The following is a 17,651-nucleotide window of genomic DNA, read 5'->3' as shown; positions in this document are numbered from 1 at the left end:
TGGAAGAGAGTGGACATTTTACTTGTCGGCTCTCTTTCTTTCTTGCGCAAAATAGGATAAAATTAGTAGGAATTCATTCAGGAGGAACAAGAGATGAGAAAAAAAGAACGGCATCGCTTGATTACACGATTGTTAAGTGAACAAGATATTCAGAAACAAGAAGATTTTGTCGAGTTGTTAAAAGATCGCGGCGTCTCAGTCACACAAGCAACAATATCAAGAGATATCAAGGAATTGAAGTTAGTAAAAGTTCCTTCCCAAAAAGGTGGCTATCGCTACAGTATCCCACAAGAGACAACGGAAGACGTGAGTGGTAAACTAGATAAAATCCTAAAAACGGCTTTTGTTTCTGTCGATCGAATGGACAAATTTGTGATCCTGCGCACACTGCCAGGTAATGCCTCGGCTTTGGCGAATTTAATCGATAAACGTTATGCCAAGGAATTATTTGGCACGTTAAACGATGATGACAACGTCTTGATGATCACTAGAACAGAAGCAGATACCGAGAACCTATTCAGGGATTTCCAACGTTACGTTTAGAAGAGGAGGCAAGGGATGCTTTTAGAATTGTCGATCCAAAATTTTGCGATTATTTCCAACTTGCACTTATCTTTCCATGAGGGAATGACGGCACTGACAGGTGAGACAGGTGCCGGGAAATCAATTATTATCGATGCGATGGGTTTGCTAGCAGGCGGTAGAGGTTCCAGCGACTATTTGCGTCAAGGAGCAGAGAAATGCCGTTTAGAAGGGATCTTCGAATGGCCGAATCAGCAGGAGTTCAAAGACTTGACCGCAGATTTAGGTATTGATGAAGAAGAAGTTTTGATCGTACAACGAGATATCTCTCAATCGGGGAAAAATATTTGTCGTGTCAATGGTCGAACCGTTACCTTGTCGGTTTTGCGCCAAATCGGTTTATTCTTGGTCGATATCCAAGGACAAAATGAGCATCAAGAGCTGCTGCAGCCAGAAAAACATTTGACCTTGATGGATGGGTTTGGGGATGATAGCTTTAAAGCGGAGCTTGCGGATTACCGTCAAGCCTATCAAAGCTATCGCTCTTTAGAAAAACACGTCAGGACCATTCAAGAAAATGAACAGCTATATGTCCAGCGAATGGACATGTTGCGTTTTCAACAAGAAGAAATCGCCCAAGCAGAATTGATGGAAAATGAAGAAGAACTGCTGATCGATGAACGAGAAAAACTGACCAATTATCAAAAAATCGTGGATGCTCTAGGGCAAAGCTATGGTGCCTTATCTGCCGAAGAAGTCAATAGCCTAGATGGGGTCAGTGTAGCTTTATCCGAGATCCAGTCAATCGCCCATCTTGATCCGGCTTACGAAAAAATCAGTGAAGTGATCCAAAGTGCGTATTACTTGTTGCAAGATGCAGCTACTGATATTTCGCGGCAAGTCGACAATCTTGAATTAGATGAAGGCCGACTGGAAGAAGTCATTTCGCGGCTGGAAACGATTCGTCAATTGAAGCGCAAATACGGGGAGTCGATTCCTGTGATTCTTGCTTACTATGATGAGATCAGTAAAGAAATCAGCGAGTCTGCCTATACAGAAGGTCAGTTGGAGCAATTAGAAGAAGAGCTTGCCCAAAAAGCTGAAGCAGTTTGGCAGCTGGCGGAAGCCTTGCACGTCAAACGACGTGAACTGGCTCATCGTTTAGAAAAAGAAATCGTTCAAGAGTTAAAAGAGCTGTATATGGAGCACGCACAATTTGAAGTACGGTTTGCACCTGGCTCAAAACAATTGAGTAGCAGCGGATTTGACACCGTAGAATTTTATTTGACCACAAATCCTGGTGAAGGCATGAAGCCGTTGGTGCGGGTTGCTTCTGGGGGAGAACTTTCACGGATCTTACTGGCCCTCAAATCAATTTTCTCTCGGAAACAAGGAATCACCAGTATTGTTTTTGACGAAGTTGATACTGGGGTTAGTGGCCGAGTAGCCCAAGCAATTGCTGAAAAAATCGCCAAGATCGCAGCCAATTCGCAAGTTTTGTGTGTCACTCACTTGCCGCAAGTAGCTGCTGTAGCGGATAATCAATATTTTATTGAAAAAGCAATCCAAGAAGGACGGACAGAAACCCACGTCCGTAAACTATCTAAAGAAGAACGGGTGGCAGAGATCGCCCGTATGCTCTCAGGTGCAGAAATCACCGATTTAACGATCGAACATGCACGAGAACTATTGGCACTTGCACACCGATAAAAATTGGGAAACATTCGTAGAAAGATTCAGGAGATGATGGACCAGCAAGTTTCGTCTGCCATCCTTTCCTGATCTTCTTTTTTGCAGGAGGATATGATGAGAAAAAGAACAAAAGTTTTGATTGGTGTATTGGTCACCGTTGTTATTTTAACTATTGCCGGTTGGATCGGTTGGCAACAACTACACTACCCAGCAGTTGATGCTGCAGTCACAGCTGCGAAAGAGGCAGAAGATGAGGGGAATGCCCTTTATTTTGTTGGAGATGAAGAAAAGCCATTGGTTATTTTCTATCCCGGCGCCCTTGTCGATGCGGAAAGCTATAGTGTATGGGCAGCAGGTTTAGCGGAAAAAGGCTATCCTGTCGCGATCGTTAAAATGCCCTTTAACATGGCTGTTTTATCAGGCAATCGTGCAGAAGAGGTCTTGAAAGAAATTCCCCATAACTCCTATGTCATTGGTGGTCATTCATTAGGTGGGGTAATGGCGAGCCGTTTTGCAGCGAATCAATTGGCTGCAAACGACAAGGATTTAAAAGGGGTCTTTTTCTTCGCAAGCTATCCCGATGAAAAAGGGTCTTTGGCTGATCAGTCGATTTCTGTGCTATCGTTGACAGGGAGTCAAGATCAGGTGGTCAATCAAGAAAATTGGCAAGCTGCCCGCAGCTTCCTTCCAGAATCTACCACGTTCCAAACGATCGAAGGCGGCAATCATGCTGGCTTTGGTACCTATGGGTTACAAAAAGGAGAAGCCGCCGCTGATTTATCAAATGAAGCGCAGCAAAAAGCCATCGTTGTGCAGATGGCTGCGTGGCTAAGTGAATTAGAGTAAAAAAAGACGGCAGAAGATGCATAGAAATGCTTCTTTCTGCCGTTTCGATTCAACAGACATTTTGGGGAAATGTTGATGAAATCGTGAAAACGCTGAACATAACAACATATTGTACTTGATTGGGGAAGCAAGATTAATAATTATGTTCTTTTAAAATACGTTTCCTCTCACAGTATAGCATAGCATACCTTCTGGATGCACGTAATTTAATTAAGAAATTCTGTCATTTTTTTTACGAAACAGTTATTTTGAAAAAGAAAAAAAGCGTTTTAAATAAACGAACGGACGCTGTTCCAGAAAAAAAAGCAAATAATAATTTTCATTAAATTCAACTAATGGTAAAATGAAAATAATTGATTTTTAAGATCAATGACTTACGAAAGTACAAGGAGCGTTATGATGAAAAAATTTAAACTTCTAAGTCCTATTATCGGATTGGTTATTTTACTCTCAGGATGTGCAAGCTGGGCAGATAGAGGAGAATCGATCACCGCAGTCGGTTCCTCTGCTTTGCAGCCGCTAGTAGAAACAGTTGCAGAAGAATTTCAAAACTCAAATCCAGGACGGTTCATCAATGTCCAAGGAGGCGGAAGCGGAACCGGACTAAGTCAAGTCCAAGCCGGTGCAGTCGATATCGGAAATTCTGATTTGTTTGCGGAAGAAAAGCCAGGAATCGATGCTGATGCCCTTGTTGATCATCGGGTGGCAACGGTGGGAATCACACCAATCGTTAACAAAGGAGTTGGTATCACAGACATTTCCACAGAAGATCTAAAAAATATCTTCTTAGGAAAGATCACCAATTGGAGCGAAGTCGGTGGAAATGATCTGCCGATCGTTTTATTGAACCGGGCGACAGGTAGTGGTACGAGAAGCACGTTTGAAAAATGGATCATGGATGGCGAAACCGCTATTCCTTCTCAAGAGCAAGATTCTAGTGGGATGGTACGCTCGATCGTTTCTGATACACCAGGGGCTATTAGCTACGTTGCATTTTCTTATGTGACTGATGAAGTCAATGTCCTTTCAATTGATGGCGTTGAACCTACGATTGAAAATGTGACGACGAATGATTGGAAAGTTTGGGCGTATGAGCATATGTATACAAAAGGAGAACCAACCGGATTAACTGCTGAGTTTTTAGAATATATGCTTTCTGACGAAGTCCAAGAGCATATCGTTGGGGATCTAGGCTATATTCCAATTTCCATCATGCAGGTGGAAAGAGACTGGGAAGGCAACATTGTTGAATAATCTTTACACAAAATTTACACAAGCTTTAACAGAAATTGATGTTGAACCGATAAACTAATGGTTATGAGTTTAGTTTGATTTTTGAGGAGGAACCCTCGTGGAAAATGTAAAAGAAGTGTTAACAAAAAAATCTAAGCGCGCAAGAATGGAACAAAGAGGAAAACTAATCAGTTTTCTTTGTATCGCGTTGATTGTTTTGGTTGTGATCTCCATTTTTTATTTCGTTGCTAGCCGAGGATTAGCGACATTCTTTGTAGACAAAGTCAATGTGTTTGACTTTTTGTTTGGTACCCAATGGAATCCGAGTGCTGTGGGACCTGATGGACAACCGTTAGTTGGTGCCTTGCCGATGATTCTAGGATCGTTCTTCGTAACGTTCTTATCAGCGATCGTGGCAACACCTTTTGCCATCGGTGCAGCCGTCTTTATGGTAGAAATCTCACCTCGTAATGGAGAGAAGATCTTGCAGCCGGTCATCGAACTTTTAGTCGGTATCCCTTCAGTTGTTTATGGATTCATCGGTTTGTCTGTCGTTGTACCAGCAGTCCGCTCCGTTTTTGGCGGTACTGGTTTTGGGATCTTGGCAGGGACGTTTGTCCTGTTTATCATGATCTTACCGACAGTGACTACGATGACTGTCGACGCTTTGCGGGCAGTTCCACGGCATTATCGTGAAGCTTCGTTAGCTTTAGGTGCGACTCGCTGGCAAACGATTTACAAAGTTGTTTTACGAGCAGCTGTTCCTGGTATTTTAACAGCGGTTGTTTTTGGAATGGCGCGGGCGTTTGGTGAAGCATTGGCGATTCAAATGGTTATTGGTAATGCGGCATTGATGCCAACTAGCTTAGTGACACCAGCTTCAACATTGACTTCTATCCTAACGATGGGTATCGGAAATACGATCATGGGGACAGTCCAAAATAATGTTTTATGGTCATTAGCCTTGATCTTGTTATTGATGTCCTTACTATTTAACATTGTTATTCGCTTTATTGGGAAGAAAGGAGCCTTGAAATAATGAATGCAAAACGTTCAGATAAAATTGCTACCGGCGTCTTGTATGCCGTTGCTGGAATCATTGTTTTGATTTTGGCTTCCTTATTACTGTACATTTTGGTTCGGGGGGTTCCTCACATTAGCTGGGAATTTCTGACCTCTTCTTCAAAAGCGTATCAAGAAGGCGGCGGGATCGGCATCCAATTGTTCAATTCCCTTTACTTGCTTTTAGTAACAATGATCATTAGCTTCCCGATTTCTTTAGGAGCGGGGATCTACTTATCAGAGTATGCAAAGAAAAACTGGTTAACGGATATCATTCGGACATCGATCGAGATTTTGAGCTCACTGCCTTCAGTGGTTGTCGGTCTCTTTGGTTTCTTAGTCTTTGTTATTCAGTTTGGTTATGGCTTTTCAATTATTTCTGGTGCCTTGGCATTGACCTTCTTCAATTTGCCACTATTGACGAGAAATGTAGAAGAATCACTTCAAGCGATTCATTACACGCAACGTGAAGCAGGCTTGTCTCTTGGGTTGTCACGTTGGGAAACGGTCACACGCATCATTGTTCCAGAAGCAACACCAGGGATTTTGACTGGGGTCATTCTAAGTTCTGGTCGGATTTTTGGTGAAGCGGCAGCGCTGATCTATACTGCAGGACAAAGTGCACCGGCCCTTGATTTTACAAACTGGAATCCATTGAGTGTTTCCAGCCCGATCGGTCTTTTCCGACAAGCGGAGACGCTGGCAGTCCATATTTGGAAAATCAATACAGAGGGCACGATGCCTGATGGCGCACAAGTTTCAGCTGGAGCTTCGGCAGTATTGATCATTGCCGTCTTGCTATTTAACTTTGGCGCCCGTGCAGCTGGCAAACGGTTGTACAAGAAAATGACGTCAGCATAAGGAGAATGACAGTATGAACGATTACAATTGGGATGATCGAAATATCATTACCTTCGATAAACCAGAAGATGTGGCGCTTTATACCACTGACTTGCATGTATGGTATGGATCAAATGAAGCCATCAAAGGCATTGATCTACAATTTGAAAAGAATAAAATCACCGCATTGATCGGTCCCTCTGGTTGCGGAAAATCAACGTATCTGCGTTCCTTGAATCGAATGAATGACGGAATCGCAAATACGAGAGTCACAGGAAACATCATGTACAAAGGGGTCGACGTGAACACGAAAGAAGTCGATGTCTTCGAAATGCGTAAGCGGATCGGCATGGTTTTCCAACGACCAAACCCTTTCAGTAAATCGATCTATGACAACATCGCCTTTGCTTTGCGACGTCATGGAGAAAGAAACAAAAAGAAATTGGATGAAGCAGTCGAAACCAGCTTGAAACAAGCCGCACTTTGGGATCAAGTAAAGGACAGCTTAGACAAAAGTGCTTTGGCATTGTCCGGTGGACAGCAGCAACGTCTGTGTATCGCTCGAGCAATTGCGATGAAACCAGATATTTTGCTTCTAGATGAACCAGCTAGTGCCCTTGACCCCATCTCAACCGGGACAGTGGAAGAAACTCTTATCAACTTGAAAAACGACTATTCAATCATCATCGTGACCCACAACATGCAGCAAGCTGCTCGGATCAGCGATTATACCGCCTTTTTCTACTTAGGAAATGCGATCGAGTACGATGAGACCCGTAAGATATTTACTCGTCCAAAAATTAAAGCAACAGAAGATTACGTATCCGGTCATTTTGGCTGAGCCGATTCGATCAGTAAACGGAGGCAAAACAATGGCAGAAGAAATTATTACATCGAAAGATCTGCATTTATACTACGGAAAAAAAGAAGCATTAAAAGGAATCGACCTTTCCATCAAAAAAGGCGAGATCACTGCGATGATCGGTCCTTCAGGTTGTGGGAAATCGACCTACTTGCGTTCTCTTAATCGAATGAATGATTTGATCCCTGGTGTGACAATTACAGGAAGTGTTGTCTATAAAGGGAAAGACATTTATAGTCCGAAGCAAGACATCGTTGATTTGCGTAAAGAAATCGGAATGGTTTTTCAGCAACCGAATCCATTTCCCTTTTCAATTTACGAAAATGTGATTTATGGGTTAAAATTAAAAGGAGTCACGGACAAGGCGATTCTTGATAAGACGGTAGAGGAAAGCTTGAAAGCAGCGTCTGTCTGGGAAGATGTCAAAGATAAGCTTCACCAAAGTGCGCTATCTTTATCCGGTGGACAACAGCAGCGGGTATGCATCGCTCGGGTATTGGCTGTCGATCCAGAAATCATTTTGCTGGATGAACCAACCAGTGCGTTAGACCCAATTTCATCTGGGAAAATCGAGAATACCCTTTTGGCACTGAAAGAACGCTATACCATGATCATCGTGACTCACAACATGTCACAAGCTTCAAGAATCTCAGATAAAACCGCGTTCTTTTTGGACGGCAACTTGATCGAGTTTAATGACACGAAAAAAGTGTTCCTAAGTCCAAGCAAAAAAGAAACAGAAGATTATATCTCAGGAAGATTTGGTTAGGAGGAAAAGGGATGTTGCGTACACAGTTTGAAGAAGAATTATTAAATCTACACAATCAATTTTATGAGATGGGGATGCTAGTCAGCAGCGCGATCCACAAATCCGTACGAGCATATGTCAGACATGATAAAGCAATTGCTCAAGAAGTGATTGAAAATGATTTGGCGATCAACAATATGGAAGTTCGTTTGGAGAAAAAGAGCTTTGAAATGATTGCTTTGCAGCAACCAGTAACCACCGATCTACGAATGATCATTACTGTAATGAAAGCCAGCTCTGACTTGGAACGAATGGGAGACCATGCAGTATCGATCGCGAAGTCAACGATTCGGGTCAAAGGTGAAACACGGATCGCCGAAATCGAAAAAGAAATTTCTGATATGTCGGATTATGTGAAGAAAATGGTCGATAATGTTTTAGTTGCCTATGTAAAAACTGACCAAGAAGATGCCCGTATGATTGCCCAAATGGATGATCGGGTCAATGAGTATTACAAAGACATCTATTACAAAACGATCGAGAGTATGAAAGAAAATCCGGAAACCGTTGTTAGTGGAACCGATTATTTATCTGTTGCACAGTACTTAGAACGTATCGGTGACTACGTAACGAATATTTGTGAATGGATCGTGTATCTTGCTACTGGGAAAATCAGTGAATTGAATACAAACCGTACGGAAATGATTTAAGAAACCAGCTTAGGTTCTTGATCACTTATCTCTTTTAAAAGAGATGGGACAGACCGCCGAAAGAAGTTGACCTTTAAGGAGTAACTTCTCTCGGCGGTCTTTTTGATTTGGAAGAATCACTGAAATAGATGACGTGAACAAGATAGACAAATTATAAAATGGCTTCCCTAAAGATGGACAATGGAAATCGATTCTATCGTACCCGAATTTTTCAAGTTGAACCTTCTGCTCTTTTCATCCCCGACGCAGTGAAATGAACAATAGATCATTTACTCTAGCAGGCCTATTCCTCAAGGCTGCTATTAGCTGAAACTTTTGTTTCCAATGGTTTTTCGTGGTACTGTTAAGATAAGGAAGATCGTTTTGTGCCTAAAGTAATGAAGAAAAGTGCCGGTTCTGCTTGCCAATCTGCAGATTGAGAAAAACTTGGTACTTAAGACCTATGACACTTTTGCAAAAACAAGGCATAATAGGTTCGTAAGCTAAACTTGCAATCACACATTTGCTGAAGGAGGCAATTTCCATGAACGAAAGAGAACGTATATTGGATCTAGTAAAAAAAGGTGTGCTTTCTACAGAAGAAGCCTTAGATTTACTAGAAGGTATGGCAAAAGCCAAAGACGAAAAACAAATTAACAAAGCTGCTGCTGAGGTAACCGCGGATAAGAATGCGACAAGCCCATTTGATGATACTGAAAATGACGATGAGATGTTCACGTTTGACGGCGAAGAAAAACTTCGTCAAAACGAAGCGCAAGACAAAGAAAATCTTGAAAAGATTCTTGATGGCTTAGCAACGGAAGCCAACCAAGCATCTGCTGAGTTGGACGAAATCAATGCTGAAATTCTTGGCGTCAAAGAAGAATTAAAAGAAGCGCAAGAAACTCTGATGCAATTGAATACCAAAGAAGAATTGGATCAATTGTCAGAAGAGGAATTGGCAACACGTCATGAAACAGAAGCGACCATTACTGGCTTAGAAGAAACGTTAGATGGCTTAACCGAAGAAAAAGCAGAATTGGAAGCAAAACTAAAAAATATTCGCAAAGACCAATGGTCTCAAACGAAAGAGAAAATCTCTCAAAAATTAGATATTCCAGAAGATTGGAAAGAGCAAGCGACCGATACTATCAATCAAGTAAGTGAAAAAATGGTCGATGCCAGCACCCACTTCGGACACTTCTTGAAGAAAACGGTTCGAGCAGTAACGGATTCTGTTAACGACAACATGGAATGGAAAGATATCAACTTGAAAGTTCCCGGTGTTGCAGCGACGAAATTTGAACACACATTCAGCTATGACGAAACGGCAGCGACATTGATCGATGTGAAGTTAGCCAACGGCAATGTTTCCTTCCAATTATGGGATGAACCAGGTGTCAAAGTAGATGCCAAAATCAAACTATATGGTAAAATGGATGCGGCGGAGCCTTTCGATGCTTTTGAAGCAAGAAGCCAAATCAATGTTGATGATGAACGCATCTCCTTCCAAATTCCAAACAAACGCATTCGTGCCGATCTGGTTTTCTATTTACCAAAACGTACCTATGATCATGTGGCAGTAAAACTATTGAACGGAAATGTTACATTCAATGAATTGGATGCAAAAGATGTTTATACAAAATCAACAAATGGCAATATCGATTTCCGCAAAGTAAACGCATCGATGTTAGAGATTGAAGGCGTGAATGGAACGATCACTGTTCAAGAGGGTGAGATTTTAGATGCCATCATCGAAACAGTGAATGGCGACGTGACGTTGACAGCCACACCACAAAACACCGGTATTTCTTTAGTAAACGGCAATATCCGTGTGACCTACAAAGAAGAAACGGTCCAAAAATTAAACGCCAGCTCTGTAAATGGCAATGTTAAAGTAGCATTACCTGCAGGGATCGGTTTTGAAGGGATCGCCAAAACAAGTTTAGGTAGCATTAACAATCGCTTAAGTGAGATGGAAGTTGTACGGGAGAAAAAAGAACGCCTAAACCAACTATTGCAATTCCGTCGGGTTGCCGATAAAGTCGCACAAATCGATCTATCCACAACAACAGGAAATGTCTTTATCAAAGATACAGATAAATAAGAATAGTTGAGTATACACTCATTAAAGAAAAGAAGGAAGGTGTAGATAAATGAACAAAAAATTAACAAAATCAGCCAATAACGTCGTCATTACAGGGACTCTAGGGGGTCTGGCAGAATACTTGCGAATCGATCCAACTATCGTTCGCGTGATCTATGTCTTTCTATCTTTAGTGACTGCTGGGTTCCCTGGAATCACTTTATATATCATCATGGCGGTCTTGATTCCTTCAGGACGCAAGAGCACCTCAGGATATGGTCATGACAATCGATATTACAAACAAAACAAATACAATGAAGCAAATCGTCCCCGCAAAGAAGCGGAAAAGGTAGAGGATGAGGACTGGAGTGACTTCTAGTGTCTTATTTTCAACGGCTTATCATGAATACACTGACGTTTGTCACATTGGCGGTTCTATTACCAAATATGATCCACGTTCAAAGCATTATGACTGCAGTGATCGCCAGTTTTGTACTGTCGATCCTGAATGCTTTGATTAAACCAATTCTGATCGTCATTTCATTTCCATTGACTTTACTGACGCTTGGGTTTTTCACCTTTGTGATCAATGCGCTCATGCTGAATTTGACTTCGTATTTTGTTGGGTCAGCCAACTTCGGCTTTTCCTCGTTTGGGGCTGCTTTATTAGTGGCACTGATCATGTCAGTGATCAATATGATCGTGACCGAACACCATATCGAAAAATATTCACGTTAAAAAGACGTTTCACGTTTTCTCCTACTAGCTACGAAGCTAGTGGAGAAACGGAAACGTCTTTTTTTAGTTTAACTGTTCTTCTTTGATGGCTGACAGATACGTATCTACTGCCTGTAACGTTTCATCAAGCGCTCCTTTTTCAAAAGGTGAACGTAGATGAGCCAGAGCCAGGATCTCAAGAAATGTTTTCGTGCCGCCGACTTCGCAAATGGCCAAATAATCTTGCCAAGCGGTTTCGTCTTTTGCCACGATGAATCGATACCAAAATTGGAACGCACACACTTGTGCCAATGTGTAATCGATATAGTAGAAAGGTGATTCAAAAATATGCCCCTGTCTGAACCAATACAAGCCACGATCAAGGTCAGGATATTCTGAATAATCCCGTTCTGGGCAATACTGGCGCTCTAATTCCCGCCAACGGGCTTTGCGCTGTGCTGCTGACCACTCAGGATGCTCATAAACCTCTTGTTGGAAGTGATCCACTAAAACGCCATAAGGCAGAAATTGCAGGCTGCTAGCAAGATGCGCAAATTTGTATTTTTCTGTTTCTTCTTCGAAAAAGGCATCCATCCATGGCCAGGCGATAAACTCCATCGACATTGAATGGATCTCGCAAGATTCATAATTGGGAAAGAGAATTTCCGGTTCTTTGATCCAACGAGAGCGAAAGGCTTGAAAGGCGTGGCCAGCTTCGTGGGTCAAAACATCGACATCGCCCGAAGTACCGTTAAAGTTGGCAAAGATAAATGGCGATTGATAGTCTTGGATAAACGTACAGTAGCCGCCAGATTGTTTGCCTTTTTTGCTTAGTAGATCAAGTAGGTCATGCTCGACCATAAAATCAAAAAATTCGCCAGTTTCAGGGGATAGTTCCTGATACATCACACGGGCTTTTTCTACTAGTTCTTCAGGAGTTCCTTTAGGCTCTGCGTTACCACTAGGATAAACAAGTGGCAAGTCGGTAAAGGTTGCCTGAGTCAATTGATTACGCTGCGCCTGTCTTTGGTACAGCTTTTGGGTAATTGGGACGACTTTTTCTAAAATTTCCCGACGATAGGTCTCGATCATTGAACGATCATAGTCCCAACGATTCATTTGGGTATCCGCAAAGGCAACATAATTTTCAAAGCCGAGCTTGTGGGCGATCTCGGTACGAACCTTGACCATCTCGTCATAAATTTGATCAAAACGGTCTTCATTTTCCGTGAAGAAAGCCGTTTGTTTTTCAAATGCTTCTTTACGAACGCTGCGATCTTTATTTTCGGTAAATGGTCGCAGTTGTGCGAGGGTATAGGTTTCTCCTTGGAAGTCGATTTGGGCAGAAGCGACCAATTTGCTGTAATCAGAAGCCAATTGGTTTTCTTTTTGAAACAATTCGATCAAGGCCTCATCAAAAAGCTTCACACGGCTTTCGGCATATAAAAAAAGTGTTTCTGGATATTCGGCTTTTAATTCATCTAAGACAGGTGAAGCCAGGAGTGCTTGATAGAATTGAAAATCCAGAGCTTCAAAATGAGGCTGGTATTCATTCCAAAAGGTGTCTTCTGCTTCATAAAAGGCATCGTTGGTATCGATCGAATAGCGGATCGAAGCCAAGTTCATTGCGGTATCGATCGTTCCTCTTAGTTCGTTCCAAGCATCAAGGGCTTGCTTCGCCTCCGAGAAGGTATCGGCTGACTGAAGGTTTGCTAATGCTTTTTTGAATGTTTCTTGATAAACTGGAAAATCAGGGCGTTGATACTTGTATGCTGAAAATTTCATTAAAAATCCCTCCTTAGTAAAATAATAACACAAACGAAAAAGAATGAGGACTTCTATTGGCGAAGGTAGTAACTTTACTGATAGAATGATAAAATAGAACCAGAGTGTCGTTTACAAGAAGCAGCGGCAAGAATCATTGAGAAAAGAGGGAAATCCTATGGCAGAAACCGTCAAAGTCAGCGAGCTGGCGGAGGCTTTAAATTTAGAGATAGTTGAAGGAACTGAAAACAGTTTAGAAAGAGAAATCATTACCGGTGATATTTCCCGACCTGGTTTGGAATTGACGGGTTATTTTAATTACTATTCCCATGATCGTCTGCAATTATTCGGCAGCAAAGAGATCACCTTTGCGGAACGAATGATGCCAGAAGAACGCTTGATGGTGATGCGCAAAATGTGTGCCGATGATACACCGGGATTTATTGTTTCTCGCGGCTTGGAAGTACCAGCAGAAATGATTCAAGCCTGCAAAGAACATGAGATTACGATTCTACGTTCGCCCATCTCAACGTCACGTCTGCAAGGAGAGCTTTCTAGTTTTCTCGATGGGCGTTTAGCAACAAGAACCAGTGTCCATGGGGTATTAGTGGATGTCTATGGCTTGGGCGTTTTGATCCAAGGCGATAGCGGAATTGGTAAAAGCGAAACAGCATTAGAGTTGATCAAACGTGGGCATCGGTTGATCGCTGATGACCGTGTGGATGTGTATAAGCAAGATGAGTTGACTTTGGTGGGGGAACCGCCGAAAATCTTGCAACACTTGATCGAGATCCGGGGAATCGGGATCATCGATGTCATGAATCTTTTTGGTGCCAGTGCCGTACGAGGGTATATGCAGGTTCAAGTAGCGGTGTATTTAGAAGCTTGGGCGAAAGACAAAAAGTATGATCGACTAGGAACCGATGATACGACGGTTGAAATTGGTGGCGTTGATGTACCACAAATCAAAATCCCCGTGAAAACTGGTCGAAATGTTGCGATTATTATCGAAGTTGCTGCCATGAATTTCCGGGCGAAAACGATGGGTTATGATGCAACGAAGACCTTTGAAAATCGATTGACGCAATTGATCGAAGAAAATTCTGGAAACTAGAGAGGATAAGATAGATGTTAGGTTTAGTAAATCGAGTCGCATTTGAACTATTTGGTTTGCCGATTTATTGGTATGCGATCATTATCGTATCAGGCGTGATCATTGCTATGTGGTTAAGTACGAGAGAGGCGGTTCGTGTCGGGCTCAAGCCAGATGATGTGACTGATTTTATGTTGATTGGATTGCCAGTATCGATCATTGGTGCGCGGCTTTATTATATTCTATTTGACTTGCAATACTACATTGATGACCCGAGTCAAATTTTCAATATTCGGTCTGGTGGGATCGCTATCTACGGTGCATTGATTGCCGGGGGGATTTGGCTGTACTTTTTCTGCCAACGAAATTTTATTTCTCCCTGGACCTTTTTAGATATCGCTGCACCAAGTGTCCTATTGGCACAAGGCATCGGGCGTTGGGGCAACTTCATGAATCATGAAGCATTTGGAGCCGAAGTCAGCCGCTCCTTCTTAGAAAGTTTGTATATACCGAAATTTATTATCGATAATATGTATATCGACGAAGCGTATCGGCAGCCGACGTTTCTTTATGAATCGGTTTGGAATGTGATCGGATTTATCGTTTTGATTTTCTTGCGCAAGAAAACTGGGTTATTAAAAGAAGGCGAAGTTTTCTTGAGCTACTTAATTTGGTATGGGTTCGGACGCTTCTTTATTGAAGGAATGCGCACCGATAGTTTATACTTATTTGGGGATATCCGTGTGTCACAAGCACTTTCCGCTTTATTATTCTTTGGAGCGATTGGGCTATTGATCTGGCGTCGGAAAAACCAAACTTTAAAAGACTACAATCGCAGCTTTGGCAAAAACCAAACGATTATCTAAACAGTTATTTTATCGAAATTATGGTAAAATGATAAAGTGCATGAATTTGCGAAAAGGATAGAGGAGGTTTCCATAGTGAAACAGAAAATCGCCGTTTTAGGTCCCGGATCATGGGGGACTGCTTTGGCACAAGTCTTGTCTGAAAACGGACATGAAGTGACTATTTGGGGCAACAATCCCGCCCAAATCGATGAAATCAATACGTATCATACCAATCGGCATTATTTGCCTGATTTGAAATTACCTGAAAATATTTTAGGCTGCAAAAATCTAGAAGAGGCGATCCAAGGGGCAGATGCTGTCTTGTTTGTAGTACCAACCAAAGCGATTCGTGCCGTGGCACAAGAATTCACTAAGAAGACAACCGGTAAACCAGTTATCATCCATGCCTCAAAAGGATTAGAACAAGGCAGTCATAAACGAATCTCAGAAGTACTTGCCGAAGAGATCCCAGCCGATAAACGGCAAGAAATCGTTGTCCTGTCAGGACCATCACATGCCGAAGAAGTCGCTGTCCATGATATTACCACGATCACGGCAGCTTCAGAAAATGAATCGGCTGCTAAATATGTACAAGAGCTATTTATGAATGATTACTTTAGAATCTACACCAATAACGATGTGATCGGTGTCGAAACTGGCGCCGCGCTGAAAAACATCATCGCTATTGGTGCCGGAGCGATTGCTGGACTGGGCTTTGGGGATGATGCGAAGGCTGCGATCATGACCCGTGGGTTAGCAGAAATCAGTCGTCTCGGTGTGGCAATGGGTGCAAATCCATTAACCTTTATCGGATTGAGTGGTGTTGGCGATTTGATCGTCACGTGTACCAGTGTCCATTCGCGGAATTGGCGTGCCGGAAACCTATTAGGAAAAGGCCATAGCTTAGACGAAGTGTTAGACAATATGGGCATGATCGTTGAAGGAGTTTCAACCACCAAAGCTGCCCGCGAATTAGCAGAAGCTTTGTCAGTGGAAATGCCAATCACAGAAACGATTTATTCGGTCTTGTATGAAGGCAAAGACATCAAGCAAGCAGCTAAAGATATTATGCTGCGAGACGGCAAAGAAGAAAACGAATTTACGGTAGATCAATCATTATGATTAAAGGAGCGAGTCACATGAATGTCAAAAAAGCAGTTATCCCAGCAGCCGGTCTAGGTACCCGATTTTTACCAGCTACAAAAGCAATGGCAAAGGAAATGTTGCCGATCGTTGACAAACCAACGATCCAATTTATCGTGGAAGAAGCTTTACAATCAGGGATCGAAGATATTTTGATCGTAACAGGAAAAGCAAAGCGTCCGATCGAAGACCATTTCGATGCCAATTTAGAATTAGAGATGAATCTAAAAGAAAAAGGCAAGACAGAGCTTTTGAAATTAGTGGAAGAAACAACTGACGTAAATCTGCATTTCATTCGCCAATCTCATCCGAAAGGATTAGGCCATGCCGTATTACAGGCGCGGGCATTTGTCGGAAATGAACCGTTTGTAGTCATGCTAGGTGATGACTTGATGGAAGATCAAGTGCCATTGACGAAACAGCTGATCGATAATTATGAAAAAACGCATGCATCAACGATCGCTGTCATGGATGTTCCTCATGAAGATACATCAAAATACGGAATCATTGATCCTGGTATGGAAGTTGAAAAAGGTTTGTTCAATGTCAAAAACTTTGTTGAAAAACCAGCGCCAGAAAATGCGCCAAGTGATTTAGCAATTATTGGCCGCTACTTGCTGACCCCTGAAATTTTTGATATTTTAGCCAATCAGGAACCTGGTGCTGGCGGCGAGATCCAATTGACGGATGCCATCGACACATTAAACAAAACCCAACGCGTGTTTGCTCATCAATTTACCGGCAAGCGTTACGATGTAGGAGACAAATTTGGTTTCTTAAAAACAAGTATTGAGTATGGTTTAGTACACCCTGAAGTCAAGGACAACTTGAAAGAGTATTTGATCGAGTTAGGAAAAGAACTAGCTCCGGCTCAAAAAGAAGTCAAAGAAGCACCGAAAGAGTCAAAAAAATAACAAAAACTCCTAAACAAGGCAATTTCTGATGAAATTGCTTTGTTTTTTTATTATTTCCTGTTGAAAGCGGATAATTTTCTTAAAAATGCAGTCTTTTATTTGTAGAAAGTGCAGTGAAATGCTATTCTTAATATAAGTAAATGGGGAAAGGAGCCATTCTATGTCAGGAGGAGAACTAGCTGCATTGATTGCTGCGATCGCATTTGTCGTATTGGTCATTTTCGTCGTTCGTTTGTTGATGCAAGTCAGCAAGACAATGACCAAAGTAGACAAAACGGTCGAAGAAGCAAACACAACCATCCGTGTCATTACCAAAGACGTTGATATTCTTTCAAAAGAGGTTGAAGGTCTTTTGGTAAAAACGAATGAGCTTTTACAAGATGTGAACGGAAAAGTCGCAACCATCGATCCTTTGTTCACAGCAGTTGCAGATCTAAGTACCAGTGTTTCAGAACTAAATGTTTCTGGAAAAAATTTAATTACGCGCGTGGGTAGTCTTGGCCGGACCACTGCCAAAGCAACGGTAGCTGGAAAAGTCGGTCAAACAGCCATGAAATTTTTCAAAGACAAAAATAACCAAAAATAAAAGGAG

At 42.1% G+C, this 17,651-nt stretch carries 18 protein-coding genes; 17 read left to right on the top strand and 1 reads right to left on the bottom strand.

Going from position 1 to position 17,651, the window contains the following annotated elements; translation table 11 throughout:
• Positions 1–93 precede the first annotated feature (93 nt).
• From argR to A5882_RS15230, 12 genes are all read left to right on the top strand, one after another.
• Entirely contained in the window at positions 94–543 is a 450-nt protein-coding gene (gene argR / locus A5882_RS15285) for an arginine repressor (RefSeq protein ID WP_005235362.1), read from the top strand.
• A 15-nt stretch (positions 544–558) separates the two neighbouring features.
• Positions 559–2,232, top strand: coding sequence for a DNA repair protein RecN (recN, locus tag A5882_RS15280; RefSeq protein WP_086373051.1), 1,674 nt, complete (start codon positions 559–561; stop codon positions 2,230–2,232).
• Positions 2,233–2,328: 96 nt separating this feature from the next.
• Positions 2,329–3,060, top strand: coding sequence for an alpha/beta hydrolase (locus tag A5882_RS15275; protein WP_172634716.1), 732 nt, complete (start codon positions 2,329–2,331; stop codon positions 3,058–3,060).
• A gap of 399 nt (positions 3,061–3,459) precedes the next feature.
• A complete protein-coding gene (locus A5882_RS15270; RefSeq protein WP_008378479.1) occupies positions 3,460–4,314 on the top strand; it encodes a phosphate ABC transporter substrate-binding protein PstS in 855 nt (284 codons plus the stop codon).
• A 97-nt stretch (positions 4,315–4,411) separates the two neighbouring features.
• On the top strand, positions 4,412–5,332 hold the full coding sequence (gene pstC, locus A5882_RS15265) for a phosphate ABC transporter permease subunit PstC (protein ID WP_005235375.1): 921 nt from the start codon (positions 4,412–4,414) through the stop codon (positions 5,330–5,332).
• Complete coding sequence (gene pstA / locus A5882_RS15260; RefSeq protein ID WP_008378478.1) at positions 5,332–6,216, top strand: phosphate ABC transporter permease PstA; 885 nt, start codon at positions 5,332–5,334, stop codon at positions 6,214–6,216. Before pstC ends, pstA begins: the two co-directional genes overlap by 1 nt.
• Before the next feature lie 13 nt (positions 6,217–6,229).
• Positions 6,230–7,036, top strand: coding sequence for a phosphate ABC transporter ATP-binding protein PstB (pstB, locus tag A5882_RS15255; protein WP_005225783.1), 807 nt, complete (start codon positions 6,230–6,232; stop codon positions 7,034–7,036).
• A gap of 31 nt (positions 7,037–7,067) precedes the next feature.
• Entirely contained in the window at positions 7,068–7,826 is a 759-nt protein-coding gene (pstB, locus tag A5882_RS15250) for a phosphate ABC transporter ATP-binding protein PstB (protein WP_005235379.1), read from the top strand.
• An 11-nt stretch (positions 7,827–7,837) separates the two neighbouring features.
• Positions 7,838–8,515: a phosphate signaling complex protein PhoU gene (gene phoU, locus A5882_RS15245; protein WP_008378477.1), complete on the top strand. Its 678-nt coding sequence runs from the start codon at positions 7,838–7,840 to the stop codon at positions 8,513–8,515.
• Positions 8,516–9,038: 523 nt separating this feature from the next.
• Positions 9,039–10,601, top strand: coding sequence for a daptomycin-sensing surface protein LiaX (gene liaX, locus A5882_RS15240; RefSeq protein ID WP_016612240.1), 1,563 nt, complete (start codon positions 9,039–9,041; stop codon positions 10,599–10,601).
• A gap of 49 nt (positions 10,602–10,650) precedes the next feature.
• Positions 10,651–10,959 carry a PspC domain-containing protein gene (locus A5882_RS15235; protein WP_005235384.1) on the top strand — a complete coding sequence of 103 codons (309 nt, stop codon included), beginning with the start codon at positions 10,651–10,653 and terminating at the stop codon, positions 10,957–10,959.
• Positions 10,959–11,318 carry a phage holin family protein gene (locus A5882_RS15230; RefSeq protein ID WP_005225788.1) on the top strand — a complete coding sequence of 120 codons (360 nt, stop codon included), beginning with the start codon at positions 10,959–10,961 and terminating at the stop codon, positions 11,316–11,318. Before A5882_RS15235 ends, A5882_RS15230 begins: the two co-directional genes overlap by 1 nt.
• A 63-nt stretch (positions 11,319–11,381) precedes the next feature.
• Here the strand turns inward: A5882_RS15230 and A5882_RS15225 are convergent, their stop codons facing one another.
• Complete coding sequence (locus tag A5882_RS15225) at positions 11,382–13,082, bottom strand: M3 family oligoendopeptidase (RefSeq protein ID WP_086373050.1); 1,701 nt, start codon at positions 13,080–13,082, stop codon at positions 11,382–11,384.
• A 157-nt stretch (positions 13,083–13,239) separates the two neighbouring features.
• Between A5882_RS15225 and hprK the strand changes: the two genes are divergently transcribed.
• From hprK to A5882_RS15200, 5 genes are all read left to right on the top strand, one after another.
• Entirely contained in the window at positions 13,240–14,175 is a 936-nt protein-coding gene (hprK, locus tag A5882_RS15220) for an HPr(Ser) kinase/phosphatase (RefSeq protein WP_005235388.1), read from the top strand.
• Between the two features lie 14 nt (positions 14,176–14,189).
• Positions 14,190–15,020, top strand: coding sequence for a prolipoprotein diacylglyceryl transferase (lgt, locus tag A5882_RS15215; protein ID WP_005235390.1), 831 nt, complete (start codon positions 14,190–14,192; stop codon positions 15,018–15,020).
• A gap of 75 nt (positions 15,021–15,095) precedes the next feature.
• A complete protein-coding gene (locus A5882_RS15210; RefSeq protein WP_008378474.1) occupies positions 15,096–16,124 on the top strand; it encodes an NAD(P)H-dependent glycerol-3-phosphate dehydrogenase in 1,029 nt (342 codons plus the stop codon).
• Positions 16,125–16,141: 17 nt separating this feature from the next.
• A complete protein-coding gene (gene galU / locus A5882_RS15205; protein ID WP_008378473.1) occupies positions 16,142–17,059 on the top strand; it encodes a UTP--glucose-1-phosphate uridylyltransferase GalU in 918 nt (305 codons plus the stop codon).
• Between the two features lie 160 nt (positions 17,060–17,219).
• The gene (locus A5882_RS15200; RefSeq protein WP_005235398.1) at positions 17,220–17,645 is read left to right on the top strand and encodes a DUF948 domain-containing protein; all 426 of its coding nucleotides are present in this window, start codon (positions 17,220–17,222) and stop codon (positions 17,643–17,645) included.
• Positions 17,646–17,651 lie beyond the last annotated feature (6 nt).

Origin of the sequence: Enterococcus sp. 4E1_DIV0656 (genome assembly GCF_002140695.1) — a bacterium.
In the GTDB taxonomy this organism is placed as follows: Bacteria; Bacillota; Bacilli; order Lactobacillales; family Enterococcaceae; genus Enterococcus_D; species Enterococcus_D entomosocium.
Note: the sequence above shows the minus strand (reverse complement) of the source record. Positions and strands in the feature narration are given on the sequence as shown.